Annotated in this window: 21 protein-coding genes; all 21 read left to right on the top strand. The window is 43.1% G+C overall.

Annotated elements, in window-relative coordinates:
* Positions 1-12 precede the first annotated feature (12 nt).
* The 21 genes from LZG74_RS16955 to LZG74_RS16860 all read left to right on the top strand — a co-directional run bounded on the left by LZG74_RS16955 (position 13) and on the right by LZG74_RS16860 (position 16,685).
* Entirely contained in the window at positions 13-291 is a 279-nt protein-coding gene (locus LZG74_RS16955) for a hypothetical protein (RefSeq protein WP_233797722.1), read from the top strand.
* Between the two features lies 1 nt (position 292).
* Positions 293-715, top strand: coding sequence for a hypothetical protein (locus tag LZG74_RS16950; protein ID WP_233797721.1), 423 nt, complete (start codon positions 293-295; stop codon positions 713-715).
* An 11-nt stretch (positions 716-726) separates the two neighbouring features.
* Positions 727-1,062, top strand: a complete 336-nt coding sequence (locus LZG74_RS16945; RefSeq protein ID WP_233797720.1) for a Lin1244/Lin1753 domain-containing protein — start codon at positions 727-729, stop codon at positions 1,060-1,062.
* 21 nt (positions 1,063-1,083) lie between these two features.
* Complete coding sequence (locus tag LZG74_RS16940) at positions 1,084-2,730, top strand: DUF4373 domain-containing protein (RefSeq protein WP_233797719.1); 1,647 nt, start codon at positions 1,084-1,086, stop codon at positions 2,728-2,730.
* Between the two features lie 4 nt (positions 2,731-2,734).
* Positions 2,735-4,408 (top strand): hypothetical protein, encoded by a 1,674-nt coding sequence (locus LZG74_RS16935; protein WP_233797718.1) that lies wholly within the window; start codon positions 2,735-2,737, stop codon positions 4,406-4,408.
* 77 nt (positions 4,409-4,485) lie between these two features.
* The gene (locus LZG74_RS16930) at positions 4,486-5,784 is read left to right on the top strand and encodes a phage integrase SAM-like domain-containing protein (protein ID WP_233797717.1); all 1,299 of its coding nucleotides are present in this window, start codon (positions 4,486-4,488) and stop codon (positions 5,782-5,784) included.
* A gap of 182 nt (positions 5,785-5,966) precedes the next feature.
* Complete coding sequence (locus tag LZG74_RS16925) at positions 5,967-6,149, top strand: hypothetical protein (RefSeq protein WP_233797716.1); 183 nt, start codon at positions 5,967-5,969, stop codon at positions 6,147-6,149.
* Between the two features lie 250 nt (positions 6,150-6,399).
* Positions 6,400-6,678 carry an HNH endonuclease gene (locus tag LZG74_RS26575; protein ID WP_409014501.1) on the top strand — a complete coding sequence of 93 codons (279 nt, stop codon included), beginning with the start codon at positions 6,400-6,402 and terminating at the stop codon, positions 6,676-6,678.
* A 604-nt stretch (positions 6,679-7,282) separates the two neighbouring features.
* Positions 7,283-7,597, top strand: a complete 315-nt coding sequence (locus tag LZG74_RS16920; RefSeq protein WP_233797715.1) for a hypothetical protein — start codon at positions 7,283-7,285, stop codon at positions 7,595-7,597.
* A gap of 356 nt (positions 7,598-7,953) precedes the next feature.
* Positions 7,954-8,451: a phage terminase small subunit P27 family gene (locus LZG74_RS16915; RefSeq protein WP_233797714.1), complete on the top strand. Its 498-nt coding sequence runs from the start codon at positions 7,954-7,956 to the stop codon at positions 8,449-8,451.
* Positions 8,448-10,172 (top strand): terminase large subunit, encoded by a 1,725-nt coding sequence (locus LZG74_RS16910; protein WP_233797713.1) that lies wholly within the window; start codon positions 8,448-8,450, stop codon positions 10,170-10,172. Before LZG74_RS16915 ends, LZG74_RS16910 begins: the two co-directional genes overlap by 4 nt.
* Positions 10,173-10,532: 360 nt before the next feature.
* Positions 10,533-11,768 (top strand): phage portal protein, encoded by a 1,236-nt coding sequence (locus LZG74_RS16905; RefSeq protein ID WP_233797712.1) that lies wholly within the window; start codon positions 10,533-10,535, stop codon positions 11,766-11,768.
* Positions 11,731-12,342: an HK97 family phage prohead protease gene (locus tag LZG74_RS16900; RefSeq protein ID WP_233797711.1), complete on the top strand. Its 612-nt coding sequence runs from the start codon at positions 11,731-11,733 to the stop codon at positions 12,340-12,342. The genes LZG74_RS16905 and LZG74_RS16900 overlap by 38 nt, the downstream gene beginning before the upstream one ends.
* Positions 12,343-12,371: 29 nt before the next feature.
* Positions 12,372-13,676, top strand: coding sequence for a phage major capsid protein (locus LZG74_RS16895; RefSeq protein ID WP_233797710.1), 1,305 nt, complete (start codon positions 12,372-12,374; stop codon positions 13,674-13,676).
* 50 nt (positions 13,677-13,726) lie between these two features.
* Positions 13,727-13,891, top strand: a complete 165-nt coding sequence (locus LZG74_RS16890) for a hypothetical protein (protein WP_233797709.1) — start codon at positions 13,727-13,729, stop codon at positions 13,889-13,891.
* Between the two features lie 84 nt (positions 13,892-13,975).
* Complete coding sequence (locus tag LZG74_RS16885; RefSeq protein WP_233797708.1) at positions 13,976-14,446, top strand: hypothetical protein; 471 nt, start codon at positions 13,976-13,978, stop codon at positions 14,444-14,446.
* Positions 14,439-14,792: a head-tail adaptor protein gene (locus LZG74_RS16880; RefSeq protein ID WP_233797707.1), complete on the top strand. Its 354-nt coding sequence runs from the start codon at positions 14,439-14,441 to the stop codon at positions 14,790-14,792. The genes LZG74_RS16885 and LZG74_RS16880 overlap by 8 nt, the downstream gene beginning before the upstream one ends.
* 44 nt (positions 14,793-14,836) lie before the next feature.
* Positions 14,837-15,310 (top strand): hypothetical protein, encoded by a 474-nt coding sequence (locus LZG74_RS16875; protein WP_233797706.1) that lies wholly within the window; start codon positions 14,837-14,839, stop codon positions 15,308-15,310.
* The gene (locus tag LZG74_RS16870; protein ID WP_233797705.1) at positions 15,311-15,703 is read left to right on the top strand and encodes a hypothetical protein; all 393 of its coding nucleotides are present in this window, start codon (positions 15,311-15,313) and stop codon (positions 15,701-15,703) included.
* A gap of 35 nt (positions 15,704-15,738) precedes the next feature.
* The gene (locus tag LZG74_RS16865) at positions 15,739-16,188 is read left to right on the top strand and encodes a hypothetical protein (RefSeq protein ID WP_233797704.1); all 450 of its coding nucleotides are present in this window, start codon (positions 15,739-15,741) and stop codon (positions 16,186-16,188) included.
* A 65-nt stretch (positions 16,189-16,253) separates the two neighbouring features.
* A complete protein-coding gene (locus LZG74_RS16860; RefSeq protein ID WP_233797703.1) occupies positions 16,254-16,685 on the top strand; it encodes a hypothetical protein in 432 nt (143 codons plus the stop codon).
* Positions 16,686-16,695 lie beyond the last annotated feature (10 nt).

Raw genomic sequence — 16,695 nt, 5'->3', positions numbered from 1 at the left:
ATCTCGAATAATATGAATAACGCAAAGGCCTTACAGGCATTTACTTTCTCAGCGTTCAATACGCTATCACTTTCTAAAAATATCCATGATGTATGGGTCGATGAGATGCAACGCACGGAGGATGTATTGATTGAGCATGCCGCGGGCGGCGACGTTCCAAAAGTAAAGGAAGCAGTCCAGTATAGGGATCACCTCTGGAAGGTCAAGGAGCTTATTGAATCAATTTCATCAATTGGCGCGGAAGACATTCTGGATAATTGGGTCGCCGAAATAGCAGACATCCCCGACTGAAATGATCCGGCTAAGAAAAAATAGCAGAAATGAGGTCAGAACGCGGTTAAAGCTATCTGATCTCATTAAAAATCAGGATGATTATAACAAGATCCTTGATGTCTACTTAGATCCGGTCAAACCTAGAAAAATGTCGAAGGCCCGGTGGAAAGGCGAGTTGTTTGAAGCAATCGGAACTGGATACGACGGAGAGGCTCAGCTAATTAGGCTGTTAGTGCAAGGGGACGGACTGCGCATGTACCTTGACAAAAAGGGTCACTTTGACGGTAATCTTCCTTTTCAGAACGGCAAAATACTTAACATGTTAAAGCAGATGGGGTACGAATTAACAGTTGATCGCACCCGCATGGCTTACCGCTACAAAAACTACACAGAAACCGGTATTTCTCATCTTGATTGCCGGGAAGAAGAGCAATCCTTTTAACTAAAAATGACATGAAAAAGAAACAGATTTGGCACAATGCTGTCGCCCGGAAAGATCCTCGCATGATACAGCTAAGAGACAAATATGGATTGGAAGGTATAGGTCTGTATTGGATGATCATTGAAATTATGTACAAGACCGCTGATAAAAAGCTTCTATTATTAAACGATCCAAGGCTAGTAAAAGAAGGCGGAAAATCAGGTTTCCTACATCAACTTGATTTTTTGATGGACTGTGTGAACGAATTTGGATTGTTTGTCCATGATGGAGTTCATTTTTGGAGTGATTTAAAAGACGGTAACATCTTCGTCTATCAAGAGGAATATCCAGGTGATTCAATAAGCTAAACCATTTTTAATTTTTTCCTCATGGCACGACCGATCTTAGAAGGTCTCGATTATTTCCCGTTGGACGTTGATTTCTTCGATGAACCAAAGCTATTACTTGTTGAGGAAGATCTTGGAATGGAAGGCGGATATATCGCAATTAGACTATTCTGCTGGATATACAGAGACAGCTATTACGCGAAATGGAGCAATGACATGTCGGTCGTGTTCGCAAGGCGCATTGGACACCAGATGACCAGTGAAAAAATAAACTCAGTTATCACCTCGATGCTAAAACGTGGCTTATTAAGCAAGCGCCTTTACGATGATTTCAACATACTTACAAGTAAAGGAATTCAGAGCAGATGGCTCAGAATAAGCCAGCAGGCAAAGAGGAAAGCATCTATCCTACCTGAGTATAATCTCCTAGAAATAGACGTTGAAGACAAAAAAAAAGAAGTGACTGAGCTTGAAGAAATCCGAATTACTTCGGAGGAAACAGCGGTTTCTTCGGAAGAAACTAACATATGTCAGGAAGAAACTGCGCCGAAAAAGGAATTAAGTACACAAAGGAAAGTAAAGGAAAGTAAAGTAGAGAAAAGGAAAGAAAAAAAGAGTAAAGAAGTTATAATTAAAACGCCTGTTTTTGATTCTTCTCTTTTTGATCTTCCTCATAAATCAGAGGCGTTCAAAGAATCATTCAAAGACTTCTGCTCCCAACGAGAAGACAGGGCACTAACTAATAAGAAGACTGCCCATCTGACGGACTTAGCAGTTAAAAGAATTCTCAAAAAACTGGCGCAAGAGAAGGAAGAAATCGCAATCATGATGCTTGATCGGGCAATTATCAAGGCTTGGGATGATGTTTATCCCATACCAGATTACGAGATTGAAAAGATTAGTGCAATGCCCCGGGCCATAATTGAGAAAGATGGAGCTGAATTGCCTCCAGAAATCGCGCTCGAACGAGAAGGAAGGAAGTCGAATTATGACACCAGGATTCGCGGAATGATGGGTTACGAAGGTAAGCCAATAGATTTCCCCGCAAACTTATCCGTCTATCACGCAACAACAGGCTATTACGACGAGCTGAAGAAAGATAAGCCAGTGAACCCGCCGCAACGCAGACGGCATTATTTAAACGATAAGCCAGAGTATAACCAGACCGAACTAACCGCTGAAATCGGAGAAAAGGTAGAAGTTAAGCCGCCTTTTGATACCGACACGTTTCAACCAGTATGGGCGCAATGGATCCAACACCTGAACGCGTCTGGGAAAAATATAACGCTGCTCATGCTTAGCAAACAGGTCGAGGAATTATCTACTAAATCAGAGCGCGTAGCAATGAAGATGATTAATAATTCAATAATGGGTGGTTATACTTCAGTTTATGCGCTTAAACCATTTGAAATCAATGAAATAGAAAAAGAATTCGAGCCAGAGGATGAAAGAGAGAAGGCTATGAAGGAGCGCTCTTATTATGAATATGCCGATGAGGTCTGGATAGAATACAAAAAAAGAAAAGCCTATTGGAATAAAAACTCCAACGGGATATCCGTATCGGGATATCCCGCCGACCTTTCAATTTACCACGAGGCCGAAGGAAATAATACCAACGCGATAAGAGATACCACCCGAACGATTCGGCCACCAAGGATACCAAAGAGACTTCAAACAGAGCGGGTTTAAAAATATGGCAAACTTAGCACAACATGTCAACCTGATCCCCAGAGGTCGGGATGGACAAAGAATATTTAATCCGGTCTTCTCTAAATTGAGAAGTCGTAAGGTTGAGAAGCATTCGTCTGAATTCGATGTGTACACAGGAGATATACCCGGTATCGTTGGACTGATCGTCTTGCTTGTCAATTATCGTAAGACCGAAACGTTTGTTTTCGCAAGGAAAGATAATGCGGTCGCAATCAGTGAAAAATATGGCAGGGGATTTAAAAGATTCTTAGGGGAAGTGCGCCATGATCCGCGGCCATTTCAGCGGCCGAAAGTTAGCTACAACTATTGGGATGCTATCTTCGATGAGCAAGAGGATTTTGATGATACGCCAACAGAAGAAGATCAAATTGTGGCGTATGAATTAAGTAAAAATCAAGTAAATGATGCGCCACCTTTAACTGAATGCGATCACGACCCTTACGCTAGTCAACGCGACGAGTCTGCCGAAGAAGATGAATCGGAAAAAATTGCAGACCCCGATAAGCTCACACCAAAAAACTTTAGTACAAAGATTCAGGAAATCATCGATGACAAACTTACTGACATTGAGAAGCGGACATTCGACTTATGGAAACGTGGGTTTACGACAACTGAAATTGCGAAACAACTAAGTTTGACTGACGGAAATGTAACGTACAAGAAAAGGCGATTGCATGTCAAATTAGGTGAATATTACAATGCGAAAAATGCCGGAGATTTCGCCAGCATAATCACCCAGATAGGTAATTCTTACCGCGAATACCAGGCGTTATCCGAAAGGAATAAGCTACGGCGTGGCGGAGTTGTGTCAGAAGACTCATCAATATTCAAGTCATTAACAGTCAAAGAAGGCGAAGTATTAGGGTTGATGCGCCGCGGTATGACTCATACGGCGATCGCTAGCAAATTGGCTGTTAGCACTATGGCAATTTCCGGCTTTAAGAAGAGAATCATTCACAAGATCGGGGATGAAATCTTTTACAAAGTCGTAAACAATCGGCTTCGCTTCGATACCAGCGCTTTTGAAGGAATTTCTAAGAACTCCAATTTAGCGGATACGGACAAGGAAGAATTAACCGATTTCAGATCAGGAATCAATTTCGATATTCTTGTCAATGCTCACGAAGACGAGCTTGATCTTGAAGAAGAAATCGAAGAGATATTCGAGCAAAAAGCAGTTGACAATCTAGACTCAATAACGCCAACTTCCGACAATTTCCACATCCTAAAAATACTACGGGACCTTGGTGAGCCAGTAAAGTCAGTGCAGACAGACAACAGTGGATCTGAATGGCGGCAGAGCAATGACCCTCACCGACTTTTCCCTCAGCAGATCAGGAAGAAAAAAGAGATTGTCCCAGAGCCGAACATTGAAGTACCTCAGTTGTGGGAAACGGAGGAAGACCCGAATTTTGAAGAAAAGTCACAGTATCTAACTGAGCTAATTAACACTCCTCTCCCACCCTCATTTCAGGACTTTATTGCAGTCTATGGAAACGGCCGGGACTCTAACAAAGCAGAAGAGAAGTATAATCATTTAACTGACGAAGAGAAATTAGCACTAATGTCCGATGTTCCTAAGTATTTAAAGTTGGTCTTAAACCCTGCTTACAAGAAAAGTCCATTGGCTTACATTACAGGTAATTCCTGGAAATAGGCGAATAGTTTATTAGCCATAAGTTCTTCTAAATCAGCGCATGGTGCGCGAAGTTAGAACACTTAAAATAAACTGTTATGCTGCTAAACAATCTGATAACTTACTTCTATGTGAGGAAGTCAACCACGCCAGGTAAAAAGGGAATTCTTCATGTTCGTGTTGTGGTCAACAAAAGGGTTCTCTCGGTGAACTCTATTAAAAACGTTCAGATGGATCCGGATGATTTTGACTCCAAAAGGCAAGCCCCGAAGCCAACCTGCCCCAATGGTTTGATTTGCACTATGTTTATGAACGAGGTAAATCAAGTCCTCAATGTGATGCATATCAAGTTAGAAGAGAAAGGACATATTCTGACAAAACAAGCAGTGAAGATGGCACTCATTGGCGTTGAGGCGAAAATCAAAGGCGAGGTTCCAAATCACCCAACATTTATAACCTCGTTCGACGATTACCTTGCAGAAATGAAAGCCCTAATTGGGACTGACATTGCCCGTAATACGTATGAAGTCCGGAAAAGATATAGAAATTTCGCTTCCACGATCCTCAAACAACTGGATTTATACAACACGCCCATTGTTAATTTTTCAAGCGAAGACGTGAGGCGCTATCAAAATCAACTGCTTGTGAATGGATACGCCAAAGCAACGATAGAACGATCCATGGCCGTCTTTAAAAGCATTTTTGAACATGCAATTAATCGAGGATGGCTTACGGCAAACCCGTGCAGAGCCGTAAAGTTTATTCGGGAAGTTGAATCAGAAAAAGAATTACCAATCTATCTTGAACAAGATGAATTGGAGCGCCTAACCAAATTAGAGCTAGAAGGCCTAATTGAGGAATATCGTGACGCCTATCTGTTCTGCGCATGGACTGGTTTAGCCGTTGGTGACTACTCTCTAATTAACCCCAAAACTCGATCGAAGCTATTAAGCGATGCACAATCACCAAAGAAGATTGTCGCTGCGCATATCGAAAAGACCAAAGACGGCACTTTTCTGAAAGGCAGACGACGGAAGACCGCTACTGAGTACCGCGTCCCACTCCATCCAGAAGCACAACGGCTCATTGGAAAGTATGGCGGCTTGGAATACTTGCCAATGCGCACAACAAAGACGACAGTGCCACTAAATGCGCTGATGACATTAATTAACGTTAAGAAAAAAATTAGCTTTCACACAGCCCGCAAGACATTCGCAAATTATGTTTTGAACTACAAAATGATCGATCCTTTCCTGGCAATAGAGATGCTCGGGTGGAAGAACATTGACCAATCTAAGCCATACGTGAAAGTTCAACAGTCAACTTTGCACAGAGCCCTACTAGGCGGTAAGAACGATAATAGCTCCGGCGACACCCCTGAACCAAACGCCTGTTAGCAAACAAAATAAAAACTTAAAAAAAGTTATTAGAAATTACCATAGCTATTTGATTATTAGATAGTTATGGATATATTTGTATCAGTTAACGATGTAACAATCATCCAACTTGATACGGTAATAGTGAGTGGGTTATGCAGATTTCGGAGGTGAGTATCGCCTCCGAACATTTAAAATTCAGAATGACAGATAGAGAAAAAGCATTGAGCGCAATTGGAAATATTCGTAGAGAAGTGCTCATCGATGGCGATACCATTGAGACGGCAACTATAAAAAAGGTCACATCCAAGCATCCCCGCGGCCATACAGCAATCGCAACAAAGCGCCTGATTGAAACGGGCGCTTTTGCTGTATCCAAAGACTAATTTTTAAAATCGACCAAAAGTGGGTTCATCAACAGTAAGCCAAAGTGAAGAATTAAGCGCAATAAATCTCCTATTCGAGATGAAAGAGAGAATGCGCAAGTTCCCAAAGGGAATGAAGATTACGCTAGAACTTGAAGTACTACACGACGGTGAATATTGCGACCAAATCGCAGCAGTCGAGTTTATGAACTTTCAGAAATCACAAAGCCTGGAAGGAGTTTTCAGGGTCACCAAAATGAAAGTTTGCTAGGTGAGAACGAAGGCGGAAATACTGAAAATCCGCAACAGCAGACAATGGAGAGACAGAATAAGACCTCAGCAGCTAGAAGACTTTCCGCTTTGCGCTAAATGCCATGAGAAAGGAATACTCCGAGAAGCAGTTGAAGTTGATCATAAAGAACCACTCGAGACAGCTGGTGACCCTTTTGACCCACTAAACCTTCAAAGTCTTTGCAAACGCTGTCACGTAATAAAGAGCGCGCATGAAGCGCGGGTAAGGCACATAAAAAGATTTGCAGGAAAGATTTGATCATAGACCGTCGATTTTTGTCGCAAATTTCGTCAACATTTGCGACAAAAACATAACACAAGCACCTTACATACAGCAGTTTACAATATTTAAGTACTCCCCCAACTACGGTAGGAAAACCAATCTACTTAGTTAGCAATGATTGGGTTCTAGTTGATGAAAAGACAAACAATTTGACACAACGTATAACAGCTATCGTTTAAACAGTTATGAGATAGATGAACACGGGAAGAATAAATGCAGCCCCAAATGATGGCGTAAGAATTACAATGATCCCATCCAAAACAGAGTGCGTAAGTATTGCGACCAGAGACCCTTTTTTCAGTGAGAATGTAGCGGTCGCCATTGGTAATGGTAAGATCTCTTTTAAACATGTCCCGCTGTCCTATACCGGTAAAACATACAGTCCAAGCAAGATGGGTCATCAATACTATCTCCGCATTATTGGCCTCGAGATGATCAGCGGAACGTACCCTTATGATCATGATGAGAGCACGGAAGACATAAAGGTTATTTACTTAGAGGATGTCGAACAGAATTACGCTCTCGGTCACTGCTCTTCACCAATAAAGGCGTCCACAAGTATTAAACAATAAGAATAGTTATGACAAAAGTTAAACAACAAGCCGAGCAAGAGATTGAGTATAACGGACTACCTACCAAGGTTACAGGCACCATACAGCTTCAATGTTCAAACATCACCTGGATAACCGGCGAGAAGTATGACACTTGCGTCTGCGATCTCAATGGGAATGATAAAAACGAGATCAATGATGCCTTTGAGGTGGTTGTAAAGGCTTATCTCAAAGATCGGGCGTCAATGCACACATTCGAGCTATCAGGCTCAACAGAACAGACGTTCGACGGTTACATCATCAATTTTAGCCCCTATCGTGTGTCATTGATCCGGCATAAGTGATAAGGCTTAGCTCAAAAATATATCAACTGGGGATTTTATGAAAAACGTCGAAAAAGGGCATTTCCAGCGTTCTGAGGGCGTAGTAGTACTACGACACGGGGGTACTCTGAAAGTTTAGGGCAAAGCCAGTGGCAATAGTCCGTGCCCTCAAACGCGTGTCGTGTCAAAATTCAGGGGGTGGGGGTATCAGCAATTACCCTGATATAAATATAGGTTTCGAAGACCTACTGCGGATTTGCGCCATCTTATGTGATAGTCTTAATACAAAGCAACGCATAACAGATATAACTACCTGATTATCAATTAAAATCTTATGTGATGGTTATGTGATAGTAACCGCAATTATATTTCTAAAAATGGGAGCAGGAAGACCACCAAAACCGACAGCGCAAAAGGTTCTGGAAGGAACAGCGAGAGCGGATAGAATGCTTTCCAATGAAATGATGCCAGCCAAAATAGAGCACATTCCTTCACCGCCAAGATATCTAACAGACAACGCCAAAAAAGAATGGAAGCTCGTTTGCGCTGACTTGATAGAGCTAGATATGCTGGCCGGGGTTGATCTTTCCTTGCTGTCTGCCTACTGTCAGGAAATGGCAGATTACGTCATGGCTTGCGAAAAATTGAAGGATCCGGAAATCGGTTATGTAATGACGATTGCAAGAGAGGGCGGATCTTCTTACTCGCAACAAACTCCATGGGTTTCAATTAAAAATACGGCGCTCGGGAACGCTTTAAAATTGGCAAATCAATTTGGCTTTACTCCTGCCGCCAGGTCACGAATTCAGATGAAACCGAAGGAAGAGGATGATGAGCTCACCAAGCTTATGAACAGGAATAAGCAACTTAAATGAATATCAATCCAATACAAAGGGCTTATGATTACGCGAGAGACATTTCAAACGGAACGATCCCCGCATGTAAATACATCAAGCTTGCAGTAGAAAAATACTATGATCAACAAGCTAGATCCGAGGAGTTAGGTATCTTCTTTGATGAGGACGCCGCCCAACTTGTTTTGGATTTCTTTGGACTACTCGCGTTTACAGCCGGATCAGAAGCCGGAAAACCGTTTAAAGTCGAAGGTTGGCAAGCGTTTCTAATTGCCAACCTTTTTGGATGGAAAAAACATTCCGCAGACGGTAAAGCGTACCGACTTTACAGAGAGGCTTATACAGAGGTTCCTAAGAAGTCTGGCAAGACTGAATTAGCGGCTGGGATTGCGATTTATATGCTTGTTGCTGATGATGAGCAAGGGGCGCAGGTTTACACAGCCGCGTACACCCGTGATCAGGCTAAGCTATGTTTTGCGGCGGCGCAACAAATGGTTAAAAAGTCGCGCTCTGTAAGAAAAGCGGTTACCAGTCTAACCAACAATATGAGTGTAAAATCGACATTTTCAACAATGTCGGCGGTATCTCACGACGCCAAAAACAGCGAAGGGAAAAACACCCATTGCGCAATTTACGATGAGTTCCACGTACACCTTACTGATAAATTAAAAATGTCTCTGGAATCCGGTATGGCCTCCAGGATGCAGCCAATTTTATTTACGATCACAACCGCCGGTGATAATACCCAATCACCATGCTACGAGTTTCGCAATACTTGTATCAATATCCTAGAAGGCCGTTCTAAGATCACAGACACTTTCGCTCTGATCTTCACAATTGATGAGGGAGACGATTGGGAGGACGAATCAACATGGTACAAAGCGAATCCTAATCTAGGCGTTTCGAAGCAGTTAGAATACTTACGAAACAAATACAAAAAAGCAAAGGAAAGCGGCCGAGAGGAGGTTGATTTTAAGACGAAGCAGCTTGATGTTTGGTGTAATAGTGCAGAAACCTGGATACCAGAGGAGACTTGGAACGCTTGCGCAGATCCTGGATTTGAAATTCCAGCCGGAGCGGTTTATTACGCAGGTGTGGATTTGGGGCGTACTAACGACTTTTCTGCCTATTCCAGGTACTATCCGGATTACAATTACACAACTACCCGGTATTATGTAGCAGAAGAGGCAGCACAATATGCCAATCGAGCCGGTATAGACTACCTTCAATGGGCTAAGGACGGGCATTTAATTCTTACGCCGGGGAAAACGACAAATCACGAAGTAATTAAAAATGATATTGTTGCTGACGCCGAAAGAGATGACTTGATGTTTCTCGGAGTGGACCCGTATAGTACAGACATTTTCAAGGGGTGGCTAGAAGATGAACTTGGCGAAACTTACGCCGGAACAAGAAGCGAAGACGGAACAATTAAGTACAAATATCATTTGAAATGCCAGAATTTCAGCCAAAAAGCCACTTCTATAAGTCCGCCTACCGTCACTTTCGAAGAAATGGTCTTAGAGCAGAAGCTACGGCATGACGGCAATCCAATTTCTAAATGGATGCTCGCTAACGTCGCAATTAAAACCGATGCCTCTGGAAACATCAAAGTAGCAAAAGATAAAAGTAAAGACAAAGTTGATGGAATAGTTGCCAAAATTATGGCAATCGGAGAATTTCAGACATGGCATGCATTAATTAACCCTTACGGAAATAGCACCACTTATGGCGTCCATTAATATATCGGTGACACAAACCGATTTAAGGCTAACAAAGGAGGCTTACTTTAAGCTTTTTGATACTTTGCAGATATCGGGGCTAGGCATTAAAAAGAGTTTTGAGAGGATTGATGATTATTGCATTGAAAGCGGTTATCACAATTATTACTCTTCCTTCCAGTCCTTCAAAACAGCCTACTACACCAAAGAAAAATAAATTTAAAAGAGGGTTATTCGCAGTTACCTTCTTTGCTTTAGGTAGTTCCTACCTTAGCTTTTCAAAGCGAAATTTTATTGGCGAACTGGTTTAACAGAGTCTTATTTGGGGCGGAATCTCAACCGATTTTACCCGAAGTCATTGCGGATCAACGATCCGTAGGGATGGCCTCTATTGCCGACTCGCAAGTTTTTCTAAAAAAACTCGGTCTTGAAAACCTCAATGTTTATGTAAACGCTGATAATTCGATGGGGATTGCGACTTTTTATAGTTGCGTCAACTTCATAGCAAAGCAATGCGCTAACCTTCCGTATAATGTATACCGTTCAGAGGTTGACAGTATTCCAAGACGGGACAGAAGACATCCGCTAGACTCAGTTTTAGAGACTCGTTTCAATAAAAACATGGGCTCCTTTGTTGCCAGACGCTCATTGTACCTGAATTACCTAGTACATGGGTATTCTGTTGCAGAAATAGAGCGCAATCAGCAAAGACAAACCGTTGCAATCATACCCTACCCTAGCAATCAAGTGCAAATTTTGCACGATGAGGCAACGGATGAATACTTTTTCAAAATACCTCACCTTAGTAAGACATTAAGTCAAGATGATGTCATTTTTCTTAAAGACCTCAATTTTGACGGCGCAATAGGCTATTCTATCACTGATTGGCAGCATAATACGATCAAACTGGATTTACTATCCAAGAAACATGCGACCAAATATTTTGAGAATGGCGCCTACATGGCAGGGATACTTACCCACCCGGCAGCAAATAACGCAAAAGATGAGGAAGCAGGTAAGATAATCAAAAAGAGAGCATTAGACTCATTTAATGGCTCTGACGGAGGTGCTGGAATCGCTGTCATGCCGGACGGAGTGAAATACACTCCTATCGGAATGGATCCGCATCAATCGCAGTTGCTTGAAATATTCTCGATGTCTCGAAAAGACATAGCCCTTCTTTTTGGAGTGCCATTATCAATACTCGGAGATACGGAAGTTCAAAGCTCTTGGGGTTCCGGAGTTGAGCAAATGAACATCAACCTGGTTAACTATGTCTTCTCGCCAATTGCAACGCAGACTGAGCAAGAGTTTGATTATAAATGTTTTAGAGCCGACGAACGCGCGGCAGGTTGGTACACTAGACACAACTTCAAAGGCCTCTTAAAAGGTGATCTAAAAACGCAAACGGAGCACCTCACCAAGATGGTTTCAAACGGTATTTATACACCTGATGAGGCAAGATACTACGACGAAAAAGCCCCGCTCCCTGGCGGTGTTGGCGCAAGGGCTTACATGAACGGGACAATGAATCCACTGGATTTGATCGACGATATAAAAGGCTTAAAAGCCGACAAAAATGGAAAGAGAAAAGCGGGTAATCCCTCAGAGTCTTAGCGAAGTTCGCGCTGTTGAGATTGAAGGAGGGGGATATCAAATCCCCGGAAAAGGAATCGTCTTCAATCAGCGCTCGCAAAAACTTGGCTGGTTCGTAGAAATCATTGATCCGAGGGCGCTTGATGAAGCTGATATGAGCGACATCGTAGCAACCTATAACCACGATATGAACTACGTTTTAGGAAGAAGTACTAACAATACTTTATCCTACACGATAGATTCGGAAGGGCTTAATTATGTCATTACACCGCCTGATAACCAGACGATTCGTGATATAGTCTTAGCCCCGATTATACGACGCGACGTAACCGGAAGCTCTTTCATGTTTTCGGTTGCGAATCGCGGCGACGATTGGGAAGAGCAGCCGGACGGCCTTGTAATTCGCTATGTAAGAAAAATTGATACTGTCTTCGAGTTTGGCCCTGTAACCATGCCCGCGTACAGACAAACAACCACTGACGCCCAGCAGGTTGCAAAGAGATCCTTTGACGAATTCATAGAAGAGACTAAGAAAAAAGAGCTCACCTATCGAAGCGAGTTCACCAGGCTCAAGCTCGAATTAATTGGCAGATAAGAAATACAAATATTCATCAACAAATAAAAATGAAAAGAACACTTAAAGAGTTGCTCGATGAGCGCAGCGTAAAATATTATGAAGCTGAAGCCCTTGCTTTGGAAGCGGACAAGCGGTCGTTGAATGCTGAGGAAAGAACATCATTTACGACGCTCACAAGCGAGGTGGCTGAGTTGGACTCACAAATCGCAACCGCTCGCGCACTAGAGGCTTTTGCGGCCGGTCGTGCTGCATCTGTTGGAAGCGGTGCAGAAGGTAACCGCGATACATCAAAAGGTGATCAACGTGATTTAGCTGGCTTTAACCTTAACAGGGCTTTGCTTGCAAGAATTGAGCAACGTTCGTTGGACGGAGTGGAAGCAGAAATGCAGGTGGAGGCCGAGAAAAGAGCGCTTGCTGATGGTATCGAACTTTCCGGAAACGGTATTGTGGTTTTGGAAAATGTGCCGCAGAAACGTGGACAAACCGTTACTCTTCAAACTAACAATCCAGGCGATCAAGGTGGAGTTTTGGTTGAGAAGAAAGTTCAGGGCGTTTTGGAGGTGTTACAAGCTAATACTTTCCTTGATAAAGTGGGTGCTCGGTTTATGACGGGTCTTACTGGAAACCTGAGCTTCCCAGTGCAAGAAACAATGCCAGTTATCCAGGAGCTGACGGAGATCGAGCAAATGACCGACTCTGAAATTCTTTTCAGTGCTTTTGACATGATACCGGCTCGCAGAGGAACAACTATTCCTGTTTCTAAGCAATTATTAAAACAAACGTCATTCGACATGCAAAATTTTGTAATCACAGCGATTGCAGAAGCCCTTGCACAGAAAATGAACGCAGAGGCTATCTCTAACTTGCTCACGATCATTACTTCTGGAAACGGTAATCTGTTAGCATTAGGCACGAATGGCGCTGTTCCGACATACAACGATATTGTTGCTTTGGAGGGTTTGGTAGATCAATATAATCACAATCGCGGAGAGGCCAAATACCTCACAAACAGTAAGGTAAGAGCTAAGCTTAAAACCACTCAGAAGTTTACAGGAACAAACGGCGAGGCGGTTTATAGTGACGCTGACGTTTTGAACGGCTATAAAGCTATCATCTCAAACGTTGTTCCCTCCAACCTTACAAAAGGCACAGCAACAGGCATTGCTTCAGCGATCATCTTTGGGAACTTCTCTGATTTCTTCGTAGGAACTTGGGGGGGAACAGAGTACATCGTGGATCCTTATAGCGCTAAAAGAAAAGCACAAGTAGAGATTACCGCAAACGCTTTCTGGGCTATGAAAGCCGCTCGCGTGAAGTCCTTCGCAGGTATTAAAGACGCATTGACAGCATAAGCAATCAAATAATCAGGGGGCGGTGATACGCCCCCGCACTTATAGAAAACATGGCAGAAAAAACAACAGAAGTCGTTAAGGAGATTAAAACAAAGCAAGTTGAAATCATCAAGTTTCATCCACTTGTAGCTCATGAGGTTGGCGAGCAGCCAATTCTTGAAGAGTTTAAGGCTGACGAGCTAATTGAAAATAAATACGCAAAAGCTATCAAGTAATAAATGCTGAAAACATATCCATACGTAGTTGAACGGTACCCTACTGAGGTAATTAGCTTAGAAGATGCTCGGGCGTGGCTACGTATGGATATCCCAGAATTTGAGGACGATGATCAAACAATTGAGAACCTCGTTAATGCCGGGATAGATTACGTTGAAACCCAATGCAATTTGCAGCTGGGCATATCGGATTACGAGTGGTACACATCATGTCTTCCATACGAGATTCCGGATACCTTTTACGTGCGAAGCATTACAAGCATTGAATCAGTAGCAAGCGGCGGACCAACTATTATAAACCCGTCAAATTACGAGTTTATCAGAATGAGCAAGCGGCGTTGCTGCATCCAATGGAACAACGATTATTCTAATAACGCCACGAGCTTTCTTGTGAAATTCAAAGCCGGATTCGAAGAAGGCTATGTTCCTGAGGCGCTACTTATGGCAGTGCGTGCATTCATTGGAGATGGTTATGTTAATCGCGAAGATCCCATTAGAGAAAAACGCACACTAGTTGACAAATTGATTTCTCCGTTCGTATTGCCTTATGTCTGATAAAATTACCGGCGCTGGCGCTTATAATCGACGCATTCAGCTATTAATGCCACAATCAACGCCAAACCGGTTTAACGAGAAACAAACAGGTTTTGCAATTGCTTATAACAAGTATCCGGCAAAAAGATTGGATGCAACATCCAAGACTGATGAGGGATTAGAAAAACACCTAGTTTCGAGTGGCTCTGTTGTCGAGTGGCATTTGAGGTTTATTAAGAATCTCCCAATCAAAACCACATGGCGGATTAAAGATATTTTCGACGGTAAAATCTATCAAGTCGTATCACCTGCAACCGAGATCGGAAACAGGCAAGGAATAAGGGTCTTAACTAAGATCATCGAGTGAGAGTCAAGATAAACACTGATAGCATAAAAGGTTTAGAGACTGCAATGAAACGGTACGCTCAGATCATGCCTACACAGAAAGCTAATGGTGTGCTCAAAAGAGCGGTTAAACCAATGCTTCGTAAGGCTCAGGCAGAAGTCCCCGTTTCGCTCAACGATAATGAAAGGATATCATTAAAAAGACGAGGGGCAAGCGCTAATGCATTTAGAAAAGGGGGGTCAACACGGCGGGACCTCCGGATAAAAGCAGTTCCGCCAAAGTACAACGAGGTAGGACGTGTATTGGTAGGCGTTAGCAAAAGAGCGGATAAGGTTGGCTGGCGAACAGTGTTCATTACGGCCGGTACTAAAACTCGTAAAACTAGGGCCGGAGCTAATCGCGGGCGCGTCAAGGCCAATAACTTCTTACAACGTGCCTACAACGGCACTATTGACGGAGTAAGAGCGGATTTCCAGAAAGAATACAGAATTGCTTTCGTCAGGTGGGCACGTTCTACCTGGCCTCAAATAGGCGTATAAATGATTACTGAATCTATCATTCAATTACTGGTCCAAAACCAACAGCTAGCCTTGAGGGTCGGCGACCGGATAGAGCCCAATGTAATCAAGCCAGACAGTTTTTTCCCAGCGGTTTATGTGAGCTCCTATCGCATGCAAAAAATGCCCTGCGATAATGGGAATGGGGTAATGACGGGAACTATTGAGATAGGAGTCTATTCAACCAGTTATGCTGAAGCTGCTGAGATCATGTATCTCATACGCACAACGCTAGACGATTTTTCCGGATTCATCAACGGCGTTGGAATCTCCATTCTCAACGGCGAGCAAACCGCGGACGACTACGACGAAGAAGGAGCCAGGAACATTCAAGTGATTGAATACGAGGCTTTCGCACAGATTTCATCAACATAATTAAATAAGAATAAGAGATGCCAGCAACAGCAAGAGTGCAAGAGGCCGTCTTAGCCAAAGAGGTAAACTTCTTCGTAAATAAAGGCACAGTACAGACCCCTAATTGGGTAATGGTCGGTTGCGGAAATTCGAAGGATTACGGTTTGGCTAACGAGATGATTACACTGAATTGTGATTCAGGTAAGCGTAAGGTACACAGCGGCGAAGAGCCCGAATATGACTTTCAATTAGGCGGTTTTGTTTTTGAATACGCAACAGCCAACAAAGCTACAAACGTATCGTCAACAGAGTTCGAAACGTGGGCGTCTGCCGTGCCGCAGGTTCTAAGACAATACCGGCTAGCAGGGAAGCACGTTGGCGACACAGTAAGGACTTTCAACGCCTACATTTCCAATTTTCGGGAGACAGGCTCAAATGGTGAGGCAAGAACTTATACCATAGGCTTTACCATCGATGAGCCTCCTGTTTTGACAGCACAAGCATAACATTTCATCAACAAGTACAGCTCTGACCAAATCTCAGAGCTGTATCTATTTACTAAATCAATAGAATGGAAAATCAAGCATTTGCAGATACTAAGCTAAAATTGAAGCTTGGAGAAAGTGAAGTTCTGGTGAGTTTCGGGATTTTCGCTCGCAGGAGAATTGAGGAGAAGCGCCCTGGATTCTCGGTTTTTGAGCCAAATATGGCAGAATTTGAAGTTGTTCCATTCTTGATTCAATGCGGCGTAGAGCCCGAAAATCAAATGTGGAGCACGGAAAAGGAATTTATTGAGCTCTATGAAGATTGCACAGATTTTGAAGCGCTTGACAAAATTCTACTAGCCTACTCAAACGCCTTGGGGTTTACCAATCAGAGGTTCGTGCCTCTGATAACCAAACTAAACGAACAGGTAAGCGAGGTAAAAGAAAGCCTGGAAAAGTCGAAGAAAAAACACCCGACTGGCGGGAAGACTGGCGCGACGCCGGTAGACTCGGAATAGCCCCTTCCGA

Origin of the sequence: Dyadobacter sp. CY327, from assembly GCF_021390415.1 — a bacterium.
Classification (GTDB): Bacteria; Bacteroidota; Bacteroidia; order Cytophagales; family Spirosomataceae; genus Dyadobacter; species Dyadobacter chenhuakuii.
The sequence above is the reverse complement of the archived record's forward strand: the minus strand, read 5'-3'. Positions and strand labels throughout refer to the sequence as shown.